Genomic DNA, 25477 nt, shown 5'->3' with positions numbered 1-25477 from the left:
AACATGGATGCGCGCGGGATGTTGGCCATTGCTGAGGCCGTCGTAGATGATGCCGAGGCTCTTTTTATCAAGGGCTTCGGTGCTTCGCCTGCCCACATGAAGTCCCCTGGGGACTTTGCTACCAAGGTGGATCTTGAGATCGAATCTCATATGCGTTCCATGTTGGAAATGATGACGGGCATTCCAGTAATTGGTGAGGAAGCGGGCGGAGCTAGCTCTGGCACCCGCTGGGTGATTGATCCTATTGATGGCACCGCAAATTTTGCAGCCAGCAATCCGATGAGCGCAATTTTGGTGTCTTTGGTGGTTGATGAACAGCCGGTATTGGGCATTACTGCCATGCCCATGCTGGGGAAGCGACTCTCAGCTTTTGAGGGTTCGCCACTGATGATCAATGGTCAGGCCCAAAAACCATTGGAGGATCAATCACATTTGGTCGCCCACATTGGTTTTAGTTCCATGGCCTCGCCCCGCGAATCCACCTTCCCGGTGGAGGTACGCCGCGACCTTTTAGCGGAACTAACAGAGTCTTATTTGCGACCACGCATTACCGGCTCAGTTGGTGTTGATCTTGCATTTACCGCACAGGGAATTTTTGGAGCTTGTGTTTCTTTTAGTCCCCATATTTGGGACAACGCTGCAGGTGTCATGCTTTTGCGGGCAGCTGGAGCGGTAGTAACTGATACCGATGGACAGCAATGGCAGCCTGGCAAAGGTGTTATCGCTGGTACGCCTAAGGCACATGATGTGCTCTTGGGTACCATTGACAAAATTAGGTCTGAGCACGCTGACGCGGTGCAGGACTAATCCTCATTCAAGGAGCAAAATTTTATGGGCGTGGCAATTAGGGTTATTCCTTGTCTCGACGTTGATAACGGCCGAGTTGTTAAGGGCGTTAACTTTGAAAATCTTCGTGATGCCGGAGATCCAGTAGAGCTAGCCAAGCGTTATGACGCAGAAGGCGCAGATGAACTGACCTTCCTCGATGTCACCGCCTCCAAGCACGGACGCGGCACCATGCTTGACGTGGTGCGCCGTACCGCAGACCAAGTTTTTATCCCATTAACCGTCGGTGGCGGAGTCCGCAGCGAAGAAGATGTTGATCAGCTGCTGCGTGCCGGTGCCGATAAGGTATCGGTTAATACTTCTGCTATTGCACGCCCCGAATTGCTCTCAGAGCTTTCCCAGCGCTTTGGTGCGCAGTGCATTGTGCTTTCTGTAGATGCGCGCCGCGTGCCTGCCGGAGAAAAACCACAGCCTTCAGGTTTTGAGGTCACCACCCACGGTGGTTCCAAGTCCGCCGGTTTGGATGCCATTGAATGGGCACGTCGCGGTGAAGAATTGGGAGTGGGGGAGATCCTGCTTAACTCCATGGATGGCGATGGCACTAAGAATGGCTTTGACCTTGAGCTATTGCATAAGGTTCGCGAGGCTGTGAGCATTCCAGTTATCGCTTCCGGTGGTGCAGGGTCAGTAGAGCACTTCCCACCGGCTGTTGCTGCAGGTGCTAATGCCGTGTTGGCTGCCACCATTTTCCACTTCGGTGAAGTCAGCATTTCTGAGGTCAAAGAAGCAATTAGAGAAGAAGGATTTGAGGTCCGTTAATGAGCGCTAACCCTGCCGAGTACAACCTTGACCCCGCCGTCGAAAAGCGTTTAAAGCTTAACGACGCCGGCCTGATCCCAGCAGTCGTCCAAGCCGACGGGAGCAAGGAGGTGCTCATGATGGCGTGGATGGATACCCACGCGTTGGCGTACACCATGGAAACCCGTCAAGGCACCTACTTTTCCCGCTCCCGCAATGAATATTGGATCAAGGGACTAACCTCGGGAAATGTTCAAGAGGTAATTGCTGTTGCACTTGATTGTGATGGCGACACCGTCCTGGTTACGGTGAAGCAAACGGGTGGAGCTTGCCACACTGGCTCGCGTACCTGCTTTGACAATGATGTATTGCTCTAATTCCTAGCGATTAAGGAAAGATTTTTTATGAAGCCACGTGTGTTGTCAGCACTGATGATCGGAGCTGGCGCCTTGGTAGTGTGGATCAGCTCACGCATGAACTGGATTACCATCGAGGCTTTTGATGATAAATCAGGCAATACCACTCAGTCTTTGGTGGGAGCCACCTGGTCAACCGAGATCATGGCCCTGGCGCTAGCTCTGCTGGCAGCCTTTGCTGCAGCACTGGTTCTCAAACGCATTGGTCGCCGGGTAATTGGCGTGGTGGCAGCGCTCTTGGCTATTGGTGCTAGCTTGTCGCCACTAAACCTACTGACCCAAGATCCCGATGCCGAGCGCGCACGCACTCTGCTGACCTCTGGTGTGGCCTCACAAAAGGCTAACTCAGGAACCTTGCTCTCAGATTGGGCTGAGATTACCTCTATTACTTCCCATCCGCTGGCTGCAGTGGTGGCCATGGTGGGATGTGCGCTCGCGTTGGTAGGCGGCATCCTCCTGGCGATGCGTCCTGGGGTAGACACCCCGCGTGCCAACCAATATGAACGCCGTCAGGCTCGTGCGGAACGCATCCACGCCGATTTGGAAGAATCTCCGGAATCAGGACGTGTGATGTGGGACGCATTAGATGAAGATATTGACTTCACTGACAAGCCTGACAGCACAAATAAATCAGCAGGTCAGAGCTAGAAAATGCGGCCTTGATTTCTTTCACCCTATGACTTCGGGTTAATCTTGAAGATGCATTAGGAGGAAGGAGGTGCGGCATGGTTGCGACAGATAATCGCATCCTCAAAGAAGTTGCCGCGGAAATTTCCGCGCGTGAGGCAAAACTTCCTTTTCAAGAAGTTAAGGCAAAATCCAGATCTTCCCATCTGCCTGCCGCTGTTGATGTCAGGTCGGTCTTTTTCTCCTCTGGCTGCAATGTTGTCGCAGCCTTTGACCGATTTTCCTCCGACTGGTCAGATCACCGTGACCATGTTGACTTCGCCGACGCGGTAGCAGCCTGCGGGGCTGCCATGTTGGCCTATACCGTGCGGCGTGGTCAATTTGACTGGGCAATTCGCGATATCCGCGATATCAAAGCCAAGGTCAATATTCCTATTTTCTTAGGTGACCTCATCATCGATCCCTATCAAATCCACGAAGCCCGAGTTATGGGCGTGGATGCACTGGAACTGCCGGTGTGGGCGATGGACCAACCTCGCTTAGAATCCCTCATTGATCGCACTGAATCATTGGGGATGACAGCGATTGTTTCAGTAAGAAACCCGGCTGAGGCACATTGTGCAGTAACTTCTGGAGCATCTGTGGTTGCCATTGATGTCACCGGTTATACCGGTTCGATGACGCTGCCAGAGGCTTTTTCCAAGATCTGCCAACTATTGCCGGCTGAAATTGCCCGCATTGTGCTGGGTGGTTGCTGGACGCCAAAGGAATTAATGACCTTTGCACGTTATTCTGCCGATGCTGTATTTGTGCCACATACCAAATTAGCTTCCACTAAATCGCTGGTGAGTGCGGGTATGCATCCTGCTTGTCCCTCCCGCTAAATTCTCTTGAATCACGGCTGGGTAGGTGGCCAACATCTCGGAAGGGCAGGGGAGTTGCTAGATTAAGGGGCAATGTTGTCCGCCTCACCGTTAGGTAAAAAGCTGCAGTGGATGTAATGACTTTGGCCGCTATCCCTTCACCACCCCAAGGCGTTTGGTTCTTGGGTCCCATTCCAATTAGAGCCTATGCACTGTGCATTATCACCGGCATTGTGGTGGCTATTTGGCTCACCAGAAAGCGATATGCTGCCCGTGGTGGCAATCCTGAGCTGGTGCTTGATGCTGCCATTGTGGCTGTTCCAGCCGGTATTATTGGTGGACGCCTTTATCACGTCATTACCGATAATCAGAAGTATTTTTGTGATACTTGTGATCCCGTTGACGCGCTGAAAATCACCAATGGTGGTTTGGGTATTTGGGGCGCGGTGATTCTAGGTGGCCTCGCAGTCGCAGCTTATTTCCGTTATAAGAAGCTGCCACTAGCACCTTTTGCTGATGCTGTTGCTCCAGGCGTTATTTTGGCGCAGGGTATTGGTCGCCTTGGTAACTGGTTTAACCAGGAGCTTTATGGTGCGCAAACCAATGCCCCGTGGGCACTTGAGATCTACTACCGGGTAGACGAGCAGGGTAAATTTGCCCCCGTTACCGGCACTTCCACCGGTGAAATTATGGCAACAGTGCACCCCACATTCCTCTATGAATTGCTGTGGAACCTGTTGGTCTTTGCCTTCCTAATGTGGGCGGATAAGCGATTCACCCTCGGCCACGGCCGAGTGTTTGCGCTCTATGTCGCCGGCTACACCCTGGGGCGTTTTTGGATTGAACAGATGCGTGTCGACGAAGCGACGATGGTGTTTGGAATGCGCATCAACACACTGGTCTCTGCTGTAGTATTCATCGGCGCAGTAGTGGTGTTCTTCTTGCTCAAACCAGGCCGCGAAAAGCTGGCGGAAGTTGATCCGACATTTGCTGCCAGCGTGGCTGCAGCAGATGGTGAATCCGCTGCTGAATCACTGGATCTGAAAACCGCAAAGAAGCCAGAAACGACTGAGCGAACTGAACCTTAGGCCGAGGAAACAGAGCAGCTAAAAATTTACCTAGGCATATTCCGGGTGTCCGTATTGTTGTGCGGGTGCCCGGTTTTTTCTGATTTGAGCACGTCAACCGGGTTTCAAACACTGGTTGTGGTGGGGGTCATAAATAGCTTAAAGGGGTATTTTGGTTAAGTTAAAGATATTACTTGTGGCCTGGTGGTGGCCGAAGTACTAGGCTAGGCAACGTGGAAAGACGAACGAAGATTGTATGTACCCTAGGCCCAGCGGTTGCCAGCGCAGATGGAATTTTGCGATTGGTGCAGGATGGCATGGATGTTGCCCGCCTGAATTTCTCCCATGGTGACCACCCCGATCATGAGCAAAACTACAACTGGGTCCGCGAGGCCTCAGACAAAACAGGTAAAGCTGTTGGTATCCTCGCCGACCTCCAAGGCCCAAAGATTCGCCTGGGCCGATTTATCGACGGTGCCACTGTGTGGGAAACCGGCGAAACTGTCCGTATTACCGTAGACGAAGTTGATGGCACCCACGACCGTGTGTCCACCACTTATAAAAACCTCGCCAAGGACGCAAAGCCTGGCGATCGCCTTCTGGTAGACGATGGCAAGGTTGGCCTCGTCTGTGTTTCCGTAGAGGGAAATGACGTTGTGTGTGAGGTCACCGAAGGTGGCCCAGTTTCAAACAACAAGGGTGTTTCCCTGCCAGGTATGGACATCTCCGTTCCTGCCTTGTCCGAAAAGGACATCAAGGACCTCCGCTTCGCATTGAAGCTAGGCGTAGACTTCATCGCTTTGTCTTTCGTCCGTTCCCCAGCGGATATTGAACTCGTACATGCCATCATGGACGAAGAGGGACGTCGACTCCCTGTTATTGCCAAGCTGGAGAAGCCAGAGGCAGTTTCCTCCCTCGAGTCCATCGTGTTGGCCTTTGACGCTGTCATGGTCGCCCGTGGTGACCTCGGTGTTGAGGTTCCTTTGGAAGAGGTTCCTTTGGTTCAAAAGCGCGCAATCCAAATTGCTCGTGAGAACGCAAAGCCAGTCATCGTGGCAACTCAGATGCTTGATTCCATGATTGAGAACTCCCGCCCAACCCGTGCAGAAGCTTCTGACGTTGCTAATGCCGTGCTTGACGGTGCAGACGCTGTCATGCTTTCCGGTGAGACCTCTGTTGGTAAAGATCCACAAAACGTGGTTCGCACCATGTCTCGTATCGTTCGCTTTGCAGAAACCGATGGTCGTGTCCCAGACTTGACTCACATTCCCCGCACCAAGCGTGGCGTGATTTCTTACTCCGCACGCGATATCGCTGAGCGTTTGAACGCTCGCGCTTTGGTTGCATTCACCACCTCCGGTGATACCGCAAAGCGTTTGGCTCGTTTGCACAGCCACCTTCCTTTGTTGGTCTTTACTCCAAATCCAGCAGTTCGCTCCGAATTGGCGCTGACTTGGGGTGCAACCACCTTCCTTACTCCTCAGGTCACCGATACCGATGACATGATGCGTGAAGTTGACCGTGCACTTTTGGCAATGCCTGAGTACAACAAGGATGACATGATGGTTGTTGTCGCAGGTTCTCCTCCAGGAGTTACCGGTAACACCAACATGATCCACGTTCACCTCCTTGGTGATGACACTCGAATCGCTAAGTAAGATTCGTTGATAAAGGCGCTAACTTCCATTTGGGAGTTAGCGCCTTTGGTGTTTGTGCACCTTAAACTGTGTTTTTAAACAGGGGAGAAGCTTTAAAAGTATTTACTTGACATATCAAGTAAATACTTTTAAAGTGAGATACATAAACAACAGCCCCACACCACAAGGATGATCAACATGGCTACTTTGGAACAAAGCATCAACAACAACACCTTTATGGACGCCGTCACCCTGCGCGTTGGCGATCTTGAAGGCATGACTTCCTATTACTCCAATATTCTTTCCCTGGAGCCAATGGAAGAAAAGGTACGTGGCAAGGAAGTTCACCGTGTACTCGGCCGCAACGGCACTCCTTTGCTATGCCTTATTTCCACCCCAGGTCTTCCTGCTGTAGATCCACGCCAGGCGGGGCTCTATCACACTGCTTTCCTCTTTGATACCCAGGAAAGTCTCGCTGCTACCGTTTACCGCGCAGCTCAAGAACCACGTTCCCGCTTTGTTGGATCCTCCGATCACCTAGTTTCTGAAGCTTTTTACTTCACTGACCCAGAGGGCAATGGCATCGAGCTTTATGTTGACCGCGCTCGCAGTGAATGGAAGTATGCAGCCAATGGTGATGTTCGCATGGACACCATCTACCTAGATCCAAATAAGTACCTGCAGACTCACTTGAGCGAAACCGTTCTTAACAACACCGCAATCCTGCCTGCCAACATCGGACACGTGCACCTACAGGTTGGCGATGTTGAGCAAGCTCGCAACTTCTATGTAGGCAAGATCGGTTTTGATGCAACGACCTCCATCCCTGGTGCACTCTTTGCCTCTGCAGGTGGATACCACCACCACGTTGCCATGAACACTTGGAACTCCGGTGGAGCAGGCCCTCGTGCTGCCACCCTGGGTCTTGCCAATGTTGCTGTGGTTGTACCTGGCCGCGAAGACTTGGACATGCTGGTTAGCCGCCTTGGTGATTGGGAGTTCTCTGATAATGGCACTTCTGTGGTCACCAAGGATCCATGGGGCACTCAGCTCACCGTTTCCCTGGAGCCAACTTCCACTGAAGAGCTGCTTGAAAGCTAGAAATAAATAAAGTGCTTTTTCCAGTAGCCGGGAGCCATTTGACCGGCTAGGTTTGGCCTTGTGAAAGCCGTGGAAAAAGTTCAGCTGCACAATCAGCTGCCCGCCCAACTTGAACCTCTATTAGAACTCGCACAAAATCTGCGCTGGTCATGGCGGGCGGAAACCAAGCAGCTATTTAAGGAGATTGACCCCCAGCTTTGGGAAGACCTTGCTGAGGATCCACTCCAGCTGTTGCGCCATGTGCGTATTTCAAGGCTTCATCACCTAGCCAGTGATGAAGCCTTTTTGGGGCGTCTAAAAAAGGAAACCAACAACCTCCACACTTATTTGTCTGCCAAGCTGTGGTATCAAAAAACGGCATCGGCCAAGAGCACAGGCAAAGATCCATTGGTTGCGTATTTCTCCATGGAATTTGGAATCCACCCCAGTCTGCCCATCTATTCGGGCGGGTTGGGAGTTTTAGCTGGAGATCACCTTAAATCAGCTTCTGATTTGGGGGTTCCGCTGATTGGAGTGGGGCTGCTTTATAGTCAGGGATACTTCCAGCAATCTTTAAGCGATGATGGTTGGCAACAAGAAAACTATGAGTATCACGATCCATCGCAGCTGCCACTAACTGAGCTTAAAGATTCTCAGGGGGCTCCGGTCTCTGTCACGGTGACATTCCCCGAAAACCAAGAAGTCACCTTGGCTGTATGGGTGGCACAGGTCGGCCGGGTGCCCTTATTACTGCTTGATAGCAATATTGCCCAGAACCCTGAGCATCTGCGTGCGGTGACAGACCGGCTTTATGGTGGAGATAGTGAACACCGCATTCAACAAGAATTGGTATTGGGTATTGGGGGAGTGCGGGCTGTTCATGCGTTTTGTCAGGCGCAAGGAATTAAGACTCCACCGCTGGCGCATCTTAATGAGGGGCATGCTGGTTTTTCTAGTCTGGAACGCATCCGGGAAAGAATGCAGCAGGGCTTGAGTTTTGAGGCAGCGTTAGCTCAAGTTCGAGCCTCAAGTATTTTCACTACTCATACTCCAGTACCGGCAGGTATTGATCGTTTTGAAAAAGATTTAGTGGCCAGATATGTGGGCGCTGATCCTGAAATTCCCCTGCAGCAGGCTCTAAACCTAGGCAGTGAAAGCGATCCCCAGCGCTTTAATATGGCTCATTTAGGATTGCGCGTAAGTCAACTGGCAAATGGCGTCGCAAAGCTTCATGGTGAGGTCAGCCGTAATATGTTCGCGGACCTGTACCCCGGATTTGAGGCTTTTGAGGTGCCCATCGGGCACGTCACTAATGGCGTTCACCTGCCCACCTGGATTAAGCCTGAAATGCAGAAACTGGTGGACAAGGCTGCCGATGGTGCTGCGGTGGCAGTGGCTGATAGTTGGCCGCACCCGGAAGCAGTGAAACTTGAGAAGCTGTGGAAAGTGCGAAATAAATTGCGCGCCGAGTTGGTCGAGGTAGCTAGAACTGCAACGAGCAAGTCTTGGCAAGCGCGCGGACACAACGCTGCGGAACTGGCTTGGACCCAGCGCGTATTAGATCCTGAAGTACTTACCGTGGGTTTTGCGCGCCGTGTGTCTACCTATAAGCGTTTAACATTAATGCTGCGCAATCCGGAGCGGTTACGCGCGATTTTGCTGAATGAATCTCGCCCCGTGCAATTTGTTATTGCAGGTAAAGCACACCCCAATGATGAGGGTGGCAAAAAACTAATGCAGGAAATTGTGCACTTTGCTGACCACGCTGGGGTCCGCGATCGTTTCCTCTTTTTGCCTGATTATGATCTCACTTTGGCCAGCACGTTGGTTGCTGGTGCTGATATTTGGCTCAATAATCCGGTGCGTCCGCAGGAAGCCTCGGGAACCTCTGGCATGAAGGCCGTGATGAACGGCGGCCTGACTTTGTCTATTTCTGATGGCTGGTGGGATGAAATGCCGCAGGCTGAGACAGGTTGGACCATTCCAACGGTGGCCTCTGGAGATGGCGAATATCGCGATGCCGCGGAATCCGAGGCGCTTTATGATCTGCTCTCCAATGATATTGTCCCGCTATTTTATGAGCGCGATAAAAATGGGGTGCCGCAGCGGTGGCTGGAAAAGGTGCGCCATTCTTGGGTTACGCTCTCACCGCAGGTTAGTTCCACCCGGATGGTGCGCGAATACACCGATAATTTTTATCGCCGCGCTGTGCCACAGGCCCAGACCATTTCCGATGCCAATACCGCCACGGATTTTGCTGCGTGGCTGGAGCGTATAAAAGGTGCGTGGTCTGAAGTTAGCGTGGATGACCTGCAGCTTAGTGGGCCGGCGCACACCGGCCAGCCATTAAAAGCCAGTGTGCGTGCCAAACTTGGAACGCTTATCGACGAAGAAATTGCGGTGGAAATCCTGTTTGGACCAATTGGCGCCAGTGGAGAGATTGAAAACCCACAGATTATGCACTTAATAGCTGCAGCTGACGGCATTTATACCGGAACAATAAGTAGTGAAATCCCTGGTGAATTAGGCATAAACGCACGCATTGTTCCGGCACATCCATTGTTGCTGAGCCCAGCCGAAACTGGGCTGAGCACCTACTTCTGCAGATAGGTGAGGACAGCGGCGGCTGCAGCATTGGTTGCAGCAGTCATGGTGGGCTGATAATCAGGCAAGAAATTACCCATGTGATTGGAAGGAATATCCAAAGCCACGCGGTCTTTTTCTACTGCCTGATTCCACTGCTCACGAGGGGTAACGCCCACAGTCCAATAAAGATAAGGGCTATTAAAAGCCTTGGGAATAGAGGGGAAATCCTCAGAGGCAGTCCAGCGCTGGGCATCGAGGGAATCCTCGCCAAATACCTCATCAAAGACGGGGCGCACGGTGGAGTAGACCTCGGGAGTGTTATCGGTGAGATCACCATGGGCAAAGTACTTTAGTTTCGGAGCTTCTTCAATTCCCGAGGCCAGGCACTCGCCGCGGACTACTCTTTCAATAGCGCGGTAGACCTTGCGCTTGACCTTGTCATTATAAAAACGGCAATTGAGCACGAGGCGAGCATCAGCTGGAATGGTGTTATTGGTATTGCCCGATTCCAAGGTGCCCACTGAGATAACAGCAAAATCCTCCGGGGAAACTTCGCGGCCTACAATTGCCTGCAAACGAACCACAATCAAAGCCGCCACATAGGTGGGGTCAATGGAATTATGGGGCATGGAACCATGAGCACTACGGCCCTTGATTTTGATTTCAATAGAATCGCAGGCAGCCAAAGCACCACCCGGCATGGACATTACTGCTCCTGCTGGTCCCGGCACTACGTGCTGGCCAAAACACACATCAGGGCGGGGGATAAGATCCACTAATCCGCCAGCCACCATCTTGTTTGCGCCTTGGGAATTTTCCTCAGAGGGCTGGAATAGTGCAATGAAGGTGCCGTGCCAAGCATCGCGGCGCTTATCCATTACCGCACATGCTCCCAGCAGGGCAGTGACGTGAACGTCATGGCCACAGGCATGCATAACCGGAACGTTGACACCATCATGGGGACGCACGCGGGTGGAAGCAAAATCTACACCGGTGGTTTCTTTAACGGGCAAGCCATCAAAATCAGCGCGCATCAATGCCACTGGTCCTGCTTCACCATTGCGGAAGATCGCTACAATGCCATAGCCACCAATGCTAGGGATGATTTCACAATCAAATCGCTTGAGGTGTTTTAAGATAATATCTGCGGTTTCCGCTTCAAATCCAGAAAGCTCGGGGTGCTCATGTAGATCCTGGTAGACGGCCTCTTGCCAAGACAAATCAACGCCGTGATTTTTGAGGAGTTCTGAAATGGGGCTCATGGTGTAAATACTAGATCACTGCAGCACAAAGCCACGCAGCGGTGCTGAGAATCCCTGTGATTTCCACCGCTAAAAACCCGCGGCTTTTAGCGTCAGTCGACAGTGAATGTCATATCAGGCCTAGGGGAGAGGTTTAGAGTACCGGGGGAGAGGTTTAGAGTACCGGGGGAGAATTCACCGCGGCTATGTAATTGTCTACTGTGTAGTCATGCCGAAGATTCAATTTGATGTTCTTGTTCCTGACTCCGATGCTATCGATCTTGCAGGAAGGTTTTCTGTAGTAGCCAAACTCATCGTAGAAAAAGGCCTGATGGATTCGGGCCTGGTTATCCATGATCCAGAAGCTAAAATTCATGAGTTCATCGATTCGCAGCTGCGCCAAACCTACCGTGATGAGCACGAAGATGCGGATATGGAAAACGCTTCAGTAAACCGCTATCTCATTGAAGTTGATGGTGTTAAAGGTTCTATTAACCAAATCACCATGATTTTCTCCCGTTTGCTCACCCCACCAGCAGAACTGCCCAAGGACGCTTTCCTTTTGGAGCAGGAATTAGCCTATGAAATTCCTGCTGTTTATCCTTGGACAGTGGAAATTATTCGCTAGGACCTAGCTAGAAAATTCTGCGCGATGGTGCGGCCAGCAGCACGCAGCTGAGCGGCCACATCGGTGGATTTTTCTAATTCCACAGCATTGATACCAGCAGGGATATCTGCTGCAACCTGCCCCGCAGCAACCACGAGGGGGACGTTTGCTGCCGTGGCCAGGGTGTGGAGGGTACCTACTACCTTGCCGCTAAAGGACTGGGAATCCAGGCGACCTTCACCACTAATAATGAGGTCGGCCTCGGTGAGTAGTTCCTCCACCCCAATTGCACGGGCAATCACAGGAGCTCCGGGGAGAATATGTACGTGTGCAGCACTGCCGTGCATGAGGGTGGATAACCAGCTGATGCCGATGGCAATTCCGCCAGCTGCTCCCATGCCAGGGTAGTTGCTATCGATATCCAATACTTCGCAGGTGTGCTGCAGTGCGGCGTCGAGAAGCTCAATTTCTTTTTCGGTGGCACCCTTTTGGGGGCCGAAGACAGCGGCCGCGCCCTGCGGGCCTGTCGCCGGTGAGGTGACATCAGTGAGCAGTATCCATTCCACAGCAGCAGCTGGGATGTTGAGCTCTGCGGTGTCAATATAATCCAGATTGATCAGGTCAGCACCACCTTTATTAAGGGCATAACCTTGTTTATTACGAGGTACCGCACCTAAAGCAACCAAAATTCCCGCGCCAGCATCGGTGGTAGCCGAACCACCCAAACCGAGAGTGATGCGGGTGGCGCCACGAGTGACGGCATCGGCGATCAAAACACCAGTGCCATAAGTATCAGCAGTAGTGGCAATCTCCAAACCGGCAACGGCTGGCAGTCCAGAAGCTGCTGCGACGTCAATATATGCGGTGTTTGATGATGGATCGAAGGTATAACTTGCTTCGGTGAGGCGACCGGCTGCGTTGGTTGTTGGCAGGGTGATTAATTGGCCACCAAAAACTGCGGAAGTGCCTTCGCCGCCATCAGCCATGGGTGCAAGCGTGATGGTGGCGTCGGGGAGGATCTCGCGGACCCCGGCAGCTAAATATTCTGCAGCCTGGTTGGCGGTGGCAGTTCCTTTAAAAGAATCCGGCGCAATGATGATATTTGCGGTGCTGCTCACGAGGTAGTGGTGCCTTTCCAAGTTGTGCGCACTGGGGGTACGCAAAATTAACGCTTGAGTGGCTTGAGCTTAGGTTGCTGAAGCTGGGATCCCCGCCAAATTGGGGAGATTATCTCCCTCATCCTAGTGGGTGGAAGGTTGGGCGTTGTGGGCGGAGTGGATCTAGGCTTTCCTAAAATTTAACTGGTTATATAACCAGTTTCAGAAGTGGTTGTATTTAGTAACGCACCTGCGTTGAGATATCGATTCCAGCACAGGGGGAGTGGCGTATGGATTAAGCGCGGAAAACACCTAAAATTTCCCCCAGAAAATTAAGATTTTCTTGATGTGATCTTTATCTTGGGGTGGAGTTTTAATTCATTCTGGTCTTATTGAAGGATCGCTGACATAATCGATAGTGAGTACTGACCAGCTAATACTTTCATTGTGAGTTAAGTCTCTTGAAATGAAGTTGCTCTCAGACACCTCAGTGCTTTAAAACTATTAACCGTTAGTTAATTTAAGCCGGTTTGTGCGCAGTGAGTTTATAAATATTTTCAATTTTCTTAGAGGATGTTCCAATAATCCCACTGCGCTCTAAGCCGAGATGGGAACGTGGAATTCATGACTGTTGACGAACAGGTCTCCAACTATTACGACATGCTGCTAAAGCGCAACGCTGGGGAACCAGAGTTCCACCAGGCTGTCGCAGAGGTCCTAGATTCCTTGAAGGTCGTTTTGGAAAAGGATCCTCACTACGCCGACTACGGCCTTATTCAAAGGCTTTGTGAGCCTGAGCGCCAGCTGATTTTCCGCGTTCCTTGGGTTGATGATCAGGGTGAAGTTCAGGTCAACCGTGGCTTCCGTGTGCAGTTCAACTCGGCACTTGGTCCATACAAGGGTGGTCTGCGTTTCCACCCATCCGTCAACCTCGGCATTGTGAAGTTCTTGGGCTTTGAACAAATCTTCAAGAACTCCCTCACCGGCCTGCCAATTGGTGGCGGCAAGGGTGGCTCCGACTTTGACCCTAAGGGCAAGTCTGACCTGGAGATCATGCGCTTCTGCCAGTCCTTTATGACCGAGCTGCACCGCCACATCGGTGAGTACCGCGACGTTCCTGCCGGTGACATCGGCGTGGGCGCCCGCGAAATTGGTTACCTCTTTGGGCAGTACCGCCGTTTGGCAAACCAGCACGAGTCCGGTGTTCTCACCGGTAAGGGCCTGACCTGGGGTGGATCTTTGGTCCGCACCGAGGCAACCGGCTATGGCGCTGTTTACTTTGTTGATGAAATGATCAAGGCTGCTGGTGAGACCATTTCCGGCAAGCAGGTTATCGTTTCCGGTTCCGGCAACGTGGCTATTTACGCCACCAAGAAGGCTCAGGAACTTGGCGCAACCGTTATCGGTTTCTCCGATTCCACCGGCTGGGTCCACACTCCAAATGGTGTTGACGTAGAGAAGCTGCGCGAAATCAAGGAAGTTCGCCGCGCACGCGTATCTGCTTATGTTGACGAGGTTGAGGGTGCTACCTACCACACCGACGGTTCCATCTGGGATCTCAAGTGCGATATTGCACTGCCTTGCGCAACCCAGAATGAGCTCAACGGTGAGCACGCAAAGACCCTGGCAGACAATGGTTGCCGCTTTGTTGCAGAAGGCGCAAACATGCCTTCCACCCCAGAGGCTGTCGAGGTATTCCGTGCCCGCGACGTGCGCTTTGGACCAGGCAAGGCTGCCAATGCAGGTGGCGTTGCAACCTCCGCATTAGAAATGCAGCAGAATGCTTCCCGTGATTCCTGGAGCTTCGAGTACACCGACGAGCGCCTGCACGGCATCATGAAGAACATCTTCAAGACCTGTGCAGAGACCGCAGCTGAATACGGCCACGAGCACGACTATGTAGTCGGCGCAAACATTGCCGGCTTCAAGAAGGTCGCCGACGCCATGTTGGCACAGGGCGTTATCTAAGAGCCCCAAAAATTACCCTGGTCACTGCCCTTTAAGGGGTGCGGTGATCAGGGTTTTTTAAACCCCGCTTTTCGACGAGTTCCTCCGGTGGATCTGGAAAACACGCCCAATAAGCACTAATTAAAGCAAACAAGTGGCTGTCTAAGTACGATTAAACGCATGTACAAGGTTTTTGAGGCACTCGATGAATTAGTCAATACCGTTCAACGCGGATATGGCGTACCTATGACCTCCAACTGCGTAGTACCGCGTCAGGATATGCTCGCACTCTTGGATGATCTCCGTGATGCGTTGCCTCTTGAACTTGACGACGCCCAAGACGTTTTGGATCACCGTGACGCAGTTATTCGTGAGGCTGAAGAAAAAGCCGCCGCCATTGTTGAAGACGCTGAAAATGAAGCCCGCGATTTGCTGGCCCGCGCTGCTGAAGAATCCGATGCCATGGTGGAAGATGCCACCAAGCATGCAAACTCTGTAGTGGGCAAGGCCAATGACTCCGCCGACCGCATCGTTTCTGATGCTCGCCGTGAAGCTGCCACCACCACTGAGCGTGCCCAGGCTGAGGCTGAGCGTCTTATTACCTCCGGTAATGATTCCTACCGTCGCGCCGTTGCGGAAGGACAAGCCGAGCAGGAGCGCTTGATCAGTGAGTCTGAGGTGGTGCGCCGTTCCACTGAGGAAGCTCACCGCATTGTTGATTCTGCGCACGCTGATTCCAATAAGCTGCGCAATGAATGTGATGAATATGTAGATTCCAAGCTGGCTGAATTTGAAACCTCACTTTCTACCACCTTGCGTTCCGTTTCTGCAGACCGCACTGCGCTGCGCAGGGGAGCGGGAGCTAAGGGTCGTGAAGAAGGGGCAGCAGGTCGCGGTGACTATGAGCGAGAGTACGATCGCGATTTCGAGCGCCCGGAACGCGGCTACGAACGCGAATACTAAATACCTAGCTCGCTAGATATTTCATAAAAATTTTATCGTCATCGAGTCAACCCCCCTCTGATGTTTCACTACATCAGGGGGTACGAGTAGGATTTCCCAGGTCATGAAATCACCTTTTATATTTGATGTCGCAGCCTTGCTGCGCGGTAGCGCAGTCCCGGAAACTATTAAACAGTCCGGCCCCAGCCCAACTCGTATTGGGCCAGAAATGATTGCCATCCCAGAGGGCGGTACCGTCACGGTAGAAGCTCAGATCTTCCCACTCGGTGGCGGTCTTTCAGTTGAAGCCGATATTGAAGCGCAGCTCCTTGGTCAGTGTTCCCGCTGCCTGCGTGAGCTCACTCCTACCCGTACCCTGCATGTCTCTGAAGTTTTTGCTGCTGACCCAGATTTCATCACTGGTGAAGAAGCTGAAGATGAAGATGAAATCCCAATGGTTCACCAGGACCAGATTGATCTTTTGCAATCCGTCATTGATGAAGCTGGCCTGAGCTTGCCTTTTAATCCAACCTGCCAAAGGCTGGGTTATGGTGCCTGCGATGAGGGAGATGTCCCGGCTCCTGATGGAGACTCCGAAACTGCTGAGGAAACCAAGGTCGATCCTCGTTGGGCAGGACTGGAGAAGTTCCTGTGAGTCGCAAAAAGCCACGCGTTACCGGAGTAGATGCCCTCAACGAGGCCTTCGACAGTGTTGATCATGCACCGTTGTTGGAAAGCCTTGGCGTAGACATCCAGCGGGATCTGCTTATTCTGGCACTGACTCACCGTTCTTTTGCCAATGAAAACGGCATGCTGCCTAATAACGAGCGCCTCGAGTTTTTGGGCGATGCCGTTTTGGGTCTTTCGGTGGCCAACAAGCTTTATGAGCGTTATCCCTCCAGCCCTGAATCTGAAGTGTCTAAAATGCGCGCCTCCATTGTGAGCCGCTATGGACTTTCAGACATCGCTCGTGAGATCGGTTTGGGTGAGTACATTCTCTTGGGCAAGGGTGAGCTCTTAACTGAGGGACGCAGCAAGGATTCCATTCTGGCGGATACCACTGAAGCTTTGCTTGGTGCGATTTTCCGCCAGCATGGTTTTGAAGTAGCGCGCGATGTGGTCTTGCGACTTTTTGGCCACAAGATTGAACATGCCTCTGCAAAGAGCTTCCACCAAGACTGGAAGACCACATTGCAAGAGGAGTTGGCACATCTCAAAAAGCCAATGGCACAGTACACTTCTACCTCTATTGGCCCAGATCACGACCTTGAGTTCACTGCCATTGTTTCCTTTGATGGTGAAGAAATGGGCCGTGGAGTAGGACCCAATAAGAAGATAGCCGAGCAAGAAGCAGCGCATCAGGCTTTCCGCAAGCTGAGACAGTGGCGTGCCTGAATTACCTGAAGTAGAAGTAGTCCGCCGTGGGTTAGCTGAACACGCGGCGGGTCACACCATTGTGCAGGCTGCGATCTATCATCCTCGAGTGGTTCGCAACCAACTAGGTGGGGCAGTAGAGGTGGAATCAAACCTCCGAGGTTTAAAGATCTCCGCAGCTAAGCGCCGTGGCAAATTTTTGTGGTTGGAATTGGCAGATGCTTTAAACCAACCCACAAACCTTGGACTATTGGTACACCTGGGGATGAGTGGCCAAATGCTCATTAAGGATCCAGATTCTCCCATTAGCCCTCATCTGCGCGCTAAATTGCAGCTTGATGATGGTCATGAAGTGTGGTTTGTGGATCAGCGCACCTTTGGATATTGGTGGCTTGGTGATATCCACGAAGGTGTCCCCACCAAGATTTCACATATCGCACCCGACCTTTTGGAAGATGCTGCCGATTCTCCAGCGGTTGCATTGCAGCTTAAAGCTCGTGGTCGAGAAATTAAACGTCTTTTGCTAGAGCAACAAATTGTCTCAGGGATAGGCAATATTTATGCCGATGAGATGCTGTGGGCAGCCCAGATTCACCCGCAGCAGCGCTCTGATCGGCTGTCTTTACAACGCCTGGAATATCTTTTGGAATGTGGCCGCAAAGTAATGATCAAGGCCTTAGCTCAGGGCGGTACTTCCTTTGATGCTTTGTATGTCAATGTCAACGGAAATTCTGGTTATTTTTCGCTTTCCCTCAATGCTTATGGCCAAACCGATGAGCCATGTGCACGTTGTGGCACCCCAATTTCCAAAATTGTGGTGGGAGGCCGAGGTACTCATTACTGCTCTAAGTGTCAGCGTCGCCACTAGGCGCAAATAATATTTGACTAGGGTTTGGTTAAAAAATTGCGTTTGGGATACCGCTAAAAGCTGGGGCAAAAATTTTCCTACGTGGAACAAGGTTATGCAATCGTTGTAACAGGTGATTTTTTTCACAAGCACTGTCGTGTACGTTTTTTCCTATGGAATCCCTACTAAATGCCATTGGAATGGTTAATGACAAGCTGTGGCTTGTGGTTATCGTCATCCTTATTGGATCAGGAATATGGTTCTGCGCCACTACCCGCTTGGTACAGATCCGATTTATCCCCGACATGTTCAAGGCTATCGTTGAAAAGCCCTCAGAAATCTCTGAAGGCAAAGACGGTATCTCCGCTTTCAAAGCATTCACCATCTCAGCAGCTTCCCGTGTAGGTACCGGTAACGTCGCCGGTGTTGCCATCGCGGTGGCTATGGGTGGCCCCGGTGCAGTGTTCTGGATGTGGATGATCGCCATTATTGGTGGTGCAACCAGTTTCGTTGAATCCACCTTGGCTCAGGTCTACAAAGTTCGTGATAAGGACTCCTACCGTGGTGGTCCTGCCTACTACATGACCAAAGCGCTGAACTGGCGTGGTCTTGCCCTATTCTTCGCCATCATCATTTCCGTAACCTACGGATTTGTGTTTAATGCGGTGCAGTCGAATTCTATTGCTTCTTCGGTTGCCACCTCTTTTGACTCCGATGCCATGATCATCAAGGTTATTGTGGGACTTGTTTTGGCAGCTCTTACCGCAGCTATCGTTTTCGGCGGTGTGCAGCGCATTGCTAGTGTCACCCAGTACCTGGTGCCAGTTATGGCAACCATGTACATCTTTGTTGGTCTCATTGTGGTTGGTCTCAACATCACCGAGGTTCCAGCAATGTTCACCTCCATCGTCACCCACGCTTTTGGTATCCGTGAATTTGCTGGTGCTGCACTTGGCACCGTCATTATGCAGGGTGTTCGCCGTGGCCTTTTCTCCAATGAAGCAGGTATGGGCTCTGTTCCTAACGCTGCAGCTACCGCATCTGTGTCACACCCAGCAAAGCAGGGCTTGATCCAGACCCTCGGTGTGTATTTCGATACCATCATTGTTTGTTCCATCACTGCCTTTATCATCTTGCTGGCAAAACCGGATCTTTATGGATCTGAAGGTGGCATGGAACTCACTCAGAGTGCTCTGGCAACGAGCGTTGGCACCTGGGGTATTCACTTCCTTACTGTGGTCATTGTCTTCCTGGCGTTTTCTTCCGTCATCGGAAATTACTACTACGGTGAATCTAATATTGAGTACATGACGGAGAACCGCTCCTTCCTGCAGGGCTTCCGCGCTCTTGTTGTGCTCTGTGTCTTTGGTGGCGCAATTGGATCTGTTCCACTGGTGTGGGCCCTAGCCGATGTGTTCTCTGGCCTAATGGCTATCACCAACCTGGTGGCGGTTGTTCCATTGACCGGTGTTGCTTTGGCCGTATTGCGCAACTACACCCGTCAGCGCAAGGCTGGTTTGAACCCGGTCTTTAACCGTGAAGATGAAGAAATTAAGGGCATCCGTGGCTGGGATGGCATGGAATGCTGGGATGGCTCTGATCCAATTACCCATCGTGATCAGCAAGTAATCTCCAAGAATTCTTAAAACCTAGCTAGCCTCTCAAAAACGCTGCACCTTGCTTGGTACTTCTGAAAATGTTCAGAAGCATTGAGTGGGGTGCAGTTTTTTATTTCACAAAAACTTTTATGAAGTTAGCTGAACATATGCTGAGTAATTGGAAATGGTGGAACCTTAGCCAAAAGCGAGGCGTTGTATGTGTAATAAAGCACAAATAGGGGAGTGACGTTTTTGATGAATAAAGCACCAGTGTTGCTGTATTTGCATGGTGTGGGACAAGGAGATTTAGCCCAAGAATGGCGCTTTCAGCTTTCTCAAACACTGGCTGATATCGGATATCCAAGCCTGGACGACGTCGAAATCATCGCCCCTAAATATGCCGACGCTTTTGAAGAATTTGAAGTGGCAGCAGAACTTCCACCGCTTACTATCGCTGCCTTAACCAAGGACGTGGCGCGCCACAACCGCATTGAATTTGAACGGCGGATTTCCGCCATGGAGTTTCGTCTCGGCCGCCACGATAGCGGTGTCGGTGGCAAAATGCCTACCACTGTGGTTTCGCTCAGTGTAGAGCTGCCGTTGTTTTATCAAGCTCGTAATTACTTAAGTAGTGAACAGGTAAGAGCACAGGTGCTTAATAGAATTCTCGCTCAATTACCTGAGGAAGGTGAGCTTGTCATTCTTGGCCATAGCCTTGGATCGGTGATTGCTGCCGACGTGGTGCGTCGATTGCCGGCAGGTTTAAAGGTGGCTGGTTTGGTGACAATTGGTAGCCCGCTGGCCAATGGCAGCTTTAATGTAGATCGTTTGGAGAACGAGCTACATCAACCACCAAGCAATATGCGCTGGTGGGTGAATTTTTGGAGTGGCACTGATCCTGTAGCGGCTAAAAGGGGAGTATCGGGAGTAATTCCCTGGGTTTTGGATTACCGCATTAAAACTCCACTAATCCCCGGAACTGCACATTCTTCCAAGCATTATTGTGCAGACCCAGCAGTAGGCGAAGCTATTGGCTTTGGCCTCTTTGGGTCCCGCTCCAAAGAAATCGTGGTGTCTGAGAAAAACTTGAGCTTGCCACTAAATGAGGCTGAGCTCTTTGTTGTTCAAGCCCTGCGATTTGCCTACCTTATTTCACTGCGTCTCCAGGGGGAGAAGCAACAGCGGTTTAATCTTGCATTGCGGGAAACACAGGCGCGTTTTTATCAAGAAATTATGGCGCATAATGAGGCGGAAAACCGGCCAATACCAGCGGAAATTAGGCATCTAGAATTTGATTTTGCAGATGCTGATGCCATCGCACCTACTCCTTTGCCAAGCCCCTATCTTTATAAGTATGAGGCAGCACGTCGTTTTGTAGACCTAGCTGGGCTTAATCTTTTGCATCCTTTTGAAATCGAAGTTGACGATAATGCACGCCTAGAAGCTATGAAGGACCTCTCGGAGGAATCCCAATTAGGCAGCCAATTTGGCGCAGATGTGATGAACTCCCTGCGGAAAGCCGAGGATCTTATCTCCTCTGGCCGTAAAGCACGTTGGTTAAAATGGGGTGCTCTAGGTTTTGGTACCGCGGCTTTGGCTGCTGCCAGCGGCGGATTGGCTCTTGCCGTAGCACCAGGCGTGGCAGGAGCTGCCGCAATTTCTAGCGCCTTGGCAGGATTTGGGCCAGGTGGTTTAGCTGGTGGCCTCCTTACCGCGGGAACACTAATTTCTGCAGGTAGCGGAGGAATTGCAGTGGGAGTGCTCAAATCCAGCACCACTGCAGAAGAGGTGGAAGCATTGGTGGCGCAAAAGCTAGCAGTGGTGATCTTGAGTCAAACTCAACAACTAGAAATTGATGATGAGACCTGGAATTACTTTGTGGAATCGGAAAGAAATCTACGGCGTGAACTAACCCGTTTGGAAAATATTTCAGATGAAAAATCACCAATGGTCGCAGGCGTAAAGCGCAAACTTAAAGCTGTTGAAAAGGCATTGTCCTTTATGTCGCATCAAGGCTTGGAACCTGGAATCTTTAAAGAATTAGAGGCAGCTAACAATAAGCCAAAATTAAAGTTTTTAAGTCGATAAAATAGGCCTTAAAAAACTTTGAAGGAGACCCCACTTATGGAAAATGTCAGATTAACTGCTTTTGTGCACGGTCATGTCCAAGGAGTGGGGTTTCGCTGGTGGACTATGAAACAAGCCAGAGAGCTAAAACTGCAGGGCTCGGCAACCAATCTCAACGATGGCAGAGTGTGTGTGGTGGCCGAAGGGCCACAAGATAAATGCGAAGAAATGCTCAAGAGGCTGCAGGAACAGCCAAGCAGGCATCAAAGAGTAGGCAACGTTGACACAGTAATCGCGCAATGGGGCGAGTCTCGTGGCATTGAGGGTTTTGTGAAACGCTAGACTTTATCCCCGTTATGTATTTGAAATCGTTGACGCTCAAGGGGTTTAAGTCTTTCGCGTCTGCGACGACCCTAAAATTTGAACCTGGAATTTGTGCCGTTGTTGGTCCCAACGGATCTGGCAAATCCAATGTGGTGGATGCTCTGGCCTGGGTAATGGGCGAGGGCTCGGCAAAAACCCTGCGCGGCGGCAAGATGGAAGATGTCATCTTTGCTGGTGCTGGTGATCGTAAACCGCTCGGTCGCGCAGAAGTTACCTTGACCATCGATAATTCCGATGGTGCACTGCCGATCGAATATTCGGAAGTCTCTGTTACTCGTCGAATGTTCCGTGATGGCGCTAGTGAATATGAAATCAATGGTGCCAAGGCGCGCTTGATGGATATTCAGGAGCTGCTTTCAGATTCCGGCATCGGCCGCGAAATGCACATTATGGTCGGGCAAGGAAAACTGGCCGATATTTTGGAATCTCGCCCTGAAGAACGCCGTGCTTATATTGAAGAGGCTGCTGGCGTATTAAAGCATCGGCGTCGCAAAGAAAAAGCTCAGCGCAAACTCCAAGGCATGCAGGTTAACTTGGATCGATTGCAGGATCTCACCCATGAGTTGGCTAAGCAGCTTAAACCGCTTGCTCGCCAAGCTGAAGCCGCTCAGCGCGCCGCTACCGTGCAGGCCGATCTGCGCGATGCGCGTTTTAAGATCGCCGGCTTTGAAATTGTGAAGCTTTCGGAAAAACTTGAAACCTCCAGCGAGCGCGAAAAACTTATTAAACAGCAGGCTGAAGCAGCCCAAGAACAACTTGAAGAAGCCACCGGCACCCAAATGGAGCTGGAGGAATCGCTTGCAGAACTTACTCCGCGCGCCGATGCCGCCCAGCACCTGTGGTTTGAGCTCTCATCATTGGCCGAGCGAGTTTCTGCGACAATGCGCATTGCCCAAGACCGCGCTAATACTGGGGCAGTAGATACCGCTTATGCTGGTCAAGATCCTGAAGAGCTGCTCAAACGTGCAGCACAGGCCGATCAAGAGTTGGAAGAACTCGAAATGGCGGTGGAGATGGCAGCCCAGCGCTTGGAGTCCATTCGCGAGGATGTGGAAGAAAAAGCCACCTTGGCTAGAGAAGCGGAACAAGAACACCTCGCTCAGGTTCGTGCCATTGCTGACCGCCGTGAAGGTGTGGTGCGACTGCTTGCCAGTGAGGAATCTTTGCGCACCCAGTTGCAGGCAGCAGAGGAAGAGGCAGAACGCCTCGCTGAGCAATTAGAAGATTTTATTGGACGCATTCTCGATGTAGAGCGTGAAACCCGTTTGCTAAACCAAAAGCAACAGGAGCTTGATAGCGAGCGCGAACCTTTGGAAGCTGCCCTTTCAGAGGCCACCCATGAGGCCCAAGCTGCAGAAACTCGCCTGGAGGAGTTGCGAAGCACTCGTGGAAATTTGGAAAAAGATGTCTCTCGCCTGGAGTCTCGCATTGAGACTTTAAGCCAAAACCGTCCACGTTCCGCCGTGGAAGATGAGATCGACTATCCCAAGCTGGCCACTTTGTTGCGCGTACAGCCAGATATCGAAAAGGCTGTTGCTGCGGCCTTGGGCGCGCACGCCGAAGCCTTTGCCGGCGACGCCGGGGAAGGACTCGTCGACAAGCTCCTTAAAGCTGGTGTGCCGCGCACCGTCATCGTTGATCACTCCATTGCACCCGCAGCGTGGCGCCTGGATGCCGTGCTACCTGCAGGTAGCAGCTGGTTATTAGACCATGTGAGCCTTGATCTGGCCATTGCTGGCCCGGTTAACCGGGTGCTGGCTGACGTTGTGCTTGTCGACGAAACCCAGCAAGGACGCGACATAGTGCAAGAGGACCCACGTCTGCGCGCGGTAACCAAAAGTGGAGTGTTGATTGGTGCGGGTTGGGTGCAATTGGGAAGTGGTACCACCACGGTGGAAATTACTTCACAAATTGAGGCTGCTCATGCTGAATTGGACTCGGTACAACAACATCTCAAAGACAGTGCCGGCACCTTCGCCGGTGCTCTCAAAGCCACCGAAAATACCCGCGTTGATGTAGCTGCACATAAGGCTGCACTGCGCGAGCTCGATTTGGCGCGCGATTCCCTCAAGCGTGATTTGGCGCGAGTGGAAAAACAGCAACAGGCCGCCGAGAGTGAACGCCAACGCCATATGTCGCGGCTTAACCAAGCTGAGAATAGACGCGAAGAACTACGTGCCCAGCTTGCTGAAATTCTTGATCGACTCTCCCGCGTGGAGGATGAAGACGATGTTGCCGAGCCTTCAACTCAAGAACGTGATGAGGCTCAGACCGTGTTAGCCCAGATTAGAGCTATGGAAATGGAGGCTCGCTTAGCGCTGCGCACCGCAGAGGAGCGCGCCGGGCAGCAACGTGGACATGGTGATAACTTAAGGCGCCAAGCTGAACACGAACGCCAAGCCAAGATTCGCCATGAACAAGCCATGCAGGCACGACGGCGCCGTGTCGAACTTGCTTCTGTGGTTTATCGCGGTGCGCGTGATGTTTCTGAGAGGGTAGCTGCTGCTTTGACTCAGGCGGCTGCCGAGCGAGATGCCCGCAATCAGGAAAAGGCTTTGTTAACCACTCAGGTGGCACGTGCCAAAGACACTGTCAATGCTGCGCGCCAGCAGCTAAACCGCCTTAGTGACAACGCCCATGCCATGGAATTAGCGCGCAGTCAGGCGCAGGTTCGTATGGAGGAGGCCGTTACAAAGATTACTGAGCAATTGGCTGTTTCTTTGCCAGATTTGATGCGGGAATACACCCCGGATGAAGAATTTGATGAGAAGTTCCAAAGGGCTCGCCTGAAACAAGCCGAAAAGGATTTGGCAGCCTTGGGTAAGGTGAATCCCTTGGCCTTGGAGGAGTTCAAAGCGCTGGAAGAGCGTTATGAGTTCCTGTCTACCCAATTGGCTGATGTGCAGCAGGCTCGTGCGGACTTGAGCAATGTTATCGAAGAAGTTGATGCCAAGATTCTGCAGCTCTTTACTGACGCGTGGAATGATGTGGAAGCGGAATTCCCCAAGGTCTTTAATACACTTTTCCCTGGTGGTGAAGGTCGCCTGATTTTGACTGAACCAGGGGATTTGTTGGCCACCGGTATTGAGGTGGAAGCTCGACCTCCAGGAAAGAAGGTCAAGCGACTGTCGCTGCTTTCCGGTGGCGAAAAGTCTTTGACGGCCTTGGCTATGCTGGTAGCAATTTTCCGTGCGCGCCCTAGTCCTTTTTATGTCATGGATGAGGTGGAAGCTGCACTTGATGATGTGAATTTGCGTCGCCTCATCGCGCTCTTTGAGGAGCTGCGCAAGGACTCTCAGCTCATTGTGATCACCCACCAAAAACCCACCATGGATGTGGCCAATGTGCTTTATGGTGTGACCATGCGCGGGGATGGCGTTACCAGGGTAATCTCCCAAAGAATGGAGCGCGCAGCAGCTCTCAACCAGTCTTAAATGTGGGCTTGGTTACCGCTTGCTGCGCTATGCAGGAGCGCGAGGTTAGGCATAGAAGTTATCGCCCCCTCGGTGGGGT

The 25477-nt window shown here is 51.7% G+C and carries 21 protein-coding genes; 19 read left to right on the top strand and 2 right to left on the bottom strand.

All coding sequences use genetic code 11. The features are described from left to right. Positions 1–3 precede the first annotated feature (3 nt). The 9 genes from H924_RS08915 to glgP all read left to right on the top strand — a co-directional run bounded on the left by H924_RS08915 (position 4) and on the right by glgP (position 9884). A complete protein-coding gene (locus tag H924_RS08915; protein ID WP_029703269.1) occupies positions 4–807 on the top strand; it encodes an inositol monophosphatase family protein in 804 nt (267 codons plus the stop codon). 24 nt (positions 808–831) lie between these two features. Then, positions 832–1605, top strand: a complete 774-nt coding sequence (gene hisF, locus H924_RS08910; RefSeq protein ID WP_015651630.1) for an imidazole glycerol phosphate synthase subunit HisF — start codon at positions 832–834, stop codon at positions 1603–1605. Continuing rightward, positions 1605–1961 (top strand): phosphoribosyl-AMP cyclohydrolase, encoded by a 357-nt coding sequence (gene hisI, locus H924_RS08905; protein WP_015651629.1) that lies wholly within the window; start codon positions 1605–1607, stop codon positions 1959–1961. Before hisF ends, hisI begins: the two co-directional genes overlap by 1 nt. A gap of 27 nt (positions 1962–1988) precedes the next feature. Next, complete coding sequence (locus tag H924_RS08900; protein WP_015651628.1) at positions 1989–2648, top strand: TIGR02234 family membrane protein; 660 nt, start codon at positions 1989–1991, stop codon at positions 2646–2648. Between the two features lie 77 nt (positions 2649–2725). Beyond that, positions 2726–3511 carry an indole-3-glycerol-phosphate synthase gene (locus tag H924_RS08895; protein WP_015651627.1) on the top strand — a complete coding sequence of 262 codons (786 nt, stop codon included), beginning with the start codon at positions 2726–2728 and terminating at the stop codon, positions 3509–3511. A 116-nt stretch (positions 3512–3627) separates the two neighbouring features. Continuing rightward, positions 3628–4578, top strand: coding sequence for a prolipoprotein diacylglyceryl transferase (gene lgt / locus H924_RS08890; RefSeq protein ID WP_015651626.1), 951 nt, complete (start codon positions 3628–3630; stop codon positions 4576–4578). A gap of 212 nt (positions 4579–4790) precedes the next feature. Further along, positions 4791–6215, top strand: a complete 1425-nt coding sequence (gene pyk / locus H924_RS08885; protein ID WP_015651625.1) for a pyruvate kinase — start codon at positions 4791–4793, stop codon at positions 6213–6215. A gap of 177 nt (positions 6216–6392) precedes the next feature. After that, a complete protein-coding gene (locus H924_RS08880; RefSeq protein ID WP_015651624.1) occupies positions 6393–7295 on the top strand; it encodes a VOC family protein in 903 nt (300 codons plus the stop codon). A 60-nt stretch (positions 7296–7355) separates the two neighbouring features. Beyond that, a complete protein-coding gene (gene glgP / locus H924_RS08875) occupies positions 7356–9884 on the top strand; it encodes an alpha-glucan family phosphorylase (RefSeq protein ID WP_015651623.1) in 2529 nt (842 codons plus the stop codon). Here glgP and H924_RS08870 read toward each other — a convergent pair. Next, entirely contained in the window at positions 9869–11122 is a 1254-nt protein-coding gene (locus tag H924_RS08870) for an amidohydrolase (protein ID WP_015651622.1), read from the bottom strand. The two genes, glgP and H924_RS08870, sit on opposite strands and share 16 nt — an antisense overlap. 208 nt (positions 11123–11330) lie before the next feature. On the opposite strand from H924_RS08870, the gene H924_RS08865 reads away from it, so the two are divergent. Next, on the top strand, positions 11331–11729 hold the full coding sequence (locus H924_RS08865; protein WP_015651621.1) for a hypothetical protein: 399 nt from the start codon (positions 11331–11333) through the stop codon (positions 11727–11729). Here H924_RS08865 and H924_RS08860 read toward each other — a convergent pair. Beyond that, positions 11726–12826, bottom strand: coding sequence for a glycerate kinase family protein (locus tag H924_RS08860; RefSeq protein WP_015651620.1), 1101 nt, complete (start codon positions 12824–12826; stop codon positions 11726–11728). The genes H924_RS08865 and H924_RS08860 overlap by 4 nt on opposite strands. Before the next feature lie 603 nt (positions 12827–13429). Between H924_RS08860 and gdhA the strand changes: the two genes are divergently transcribed. From gdhA to smc, 9 genes are all read left to right on the top strand, one after another. Further along, the gene (gene gdhA / locus H924_RS08855) at positions 13430–14773 is read left to right on the top strand and encodes an NADP-specific glutamate dehydrogenase (RefSeq protein WP_015651619.1); all 1344 of its coding nucleotides are present in this window, start codon (positions 13430–13432) and stop codon (positions 14771–14773) included. A gap of 159 nt (positions 14774–14932) precedes the next feature. Then, positions 14933–15715 (top strand): DivIVA domain-containing protein, encoded by a 783-nt coding sequence (locus H924_RS08850; RefSeq protein ID WP_015651618.1) that lies wholly within the window; start codon positions 14933–14935, stop codon positions 15713–15715. Positions 15716–15818: 103 nt separating this feature from the next. Then, positions 15819–16349, top strand: a complete 531-nt coding sequence (locus tag H924_RS08845) for a YceD family protein (protein ID WP_015651617.1) — start codon at positions 15819–15821, stop codon at positions 16347–16349. Then, entirely contained in the window at positions 16346–17089 is a 744-nt protein-coding gene (gene rnc, locus H924_RS08840; RefSeq protein WP_015651616.1) for a ribonuclease III, read from the top strand. The genes H924_RS08845 and rnc overlap by 4 nt, the downstream gene beginning before the upstream one ends. Then, a complete protein-coding gene (gene mutM, locus H924_RS08835) occupies positions 17082–17936 on the top strand; it encodes a bifunctional DNA-formamidopyrimidine glycosylase/DNA-(apurinic or apyrimidinic site) lyase (protein ID WP_015651615.1) in 855 nt (284 codons plus the stop codon). Before rnc ends, mutM begins: the two co-directional genes overlap by 8 nt. Positions 17937–18088: 152 nt before the next feature. Beyond that, positions 18089–19561, top strand: a complete 1473-nt coding sequence (locus tag H924_RS08830; protein WP_015651614.1) for an alanine/glycine:cation symporter family protein — start codon at positions 18089–18091, stop codon at positions 19559–19561. A 207-nt stretch (positions 19562–19768) separates the two neighbouring features. Beyond that, positions 19769–21601 carry a lipase family protein gene (locus H924_RS08825; RefSeq protein WP_015651613.1) on the top strand — a complete coding sequence of 611 codons (1833 nt, stop codon included), beginning with the start codon at positions 19769–19771 and terminating at the stop codon, positions 21599–21601. A gap of 36 nt (positions 21602–21637) precedes the next feature. After that, a complete protein-coding gene (locus H924_RS08820; protein ID WP_015651612.1) occupies positions 21638–21922 on the top strand; it encodes an acylphosphatase in 285 nt (94 codons plus the stop codon). Between the two features lie 14 nt (positions 21923–21936). Further along, a complete protein-coding gene (gene smc / locus H924_RS08815) occupies positions 21937–25398 on the top strand; it encodes a chromosome segregation protein SMC (RefSeq protein ID WP_029703266.1) in 3462 nt (1153 codons plus the stop codon). Positions 25399–25477: the final 79 nt, after the last annotated feature.

The sequence above is a fragment of the Corynebacterium callunae DSM 20147 genome, assembly GCF_000344785.1.
Taxonomy (GTDB): Bacteria; Actinomycetota; Actinomycetes; order Mycobacteriales; family Mycobacteriaceae; genus Corynebacterium; species Corynebacterium callunae.
This window is presented reverse-complemented; position numbering and strand designations above follow the sequence as displayed.